1 protein-coding gene is annotated in these 506 nt (G+C 35.6%); it reads right to left on the bottom strand.

The features are described 5' to 3' along the window. Positions 1-506: hypothetical protein (locus tag D8863_RS11010; RefSeq protein ID WP_142999508.1), on the bottom strand; the 506-nt coding region annotated here is incomplete at both ends.

The raw sequence follows: 506 nt of genomic DNA, 5'->3' as shown, positions 1-506 counted from the left end.
CCGTTGATACTCTTGTAATCTCTCTCTCTGGTCTAACCAATGCTTTCTCAAAGGCTAAAGATTTTTTATATTTTACTTTCTGGTCTTTAGAATCGATGTATTCATCTTCTAAACTTGCTAGTAAAGAATACTTATCGTCACTATCAAATAAGTTCCGATTGACTGAGGCATTCAAGTATCCAAATTGACTTACAAAGCGGTCATAGTTATGATTGAGTTTACTAAGTAACACCTGAAATTCTGTCCGACTATAATCTTGATGACGTTGAATTTCAATTAAGGATTGATAGGTCTCTCTCAAATCAACCATGCCCTTAATGCGACTAATATCCTTATCCGATAAGGGACTTTCATAAAAGACAGTTTTTTTGAACAGTCCCTTATATTTCCCTCTTTTACTCGCTTCTTCTGACTTGTAAACATCTAGTGCTTCCTCTTCTGTCAAATGAAGTTGCACGAATCGGTCTATTTTATGTTCAGACAAAGAACTGTCCCAGGCTCTAAAA

The organism is Streptococcus oralis, assembly GCF_003943825.1.
GTDB classification, from domain to species: Bacteria; Bacillota; Bacilli; order Lactobacillales; family Streptococcaceae; genus Streptococcus; species Streptococcus oralis_CD.
This window is presented reverse-complemented; position numbering and strand designations above follow the sequence as displayed.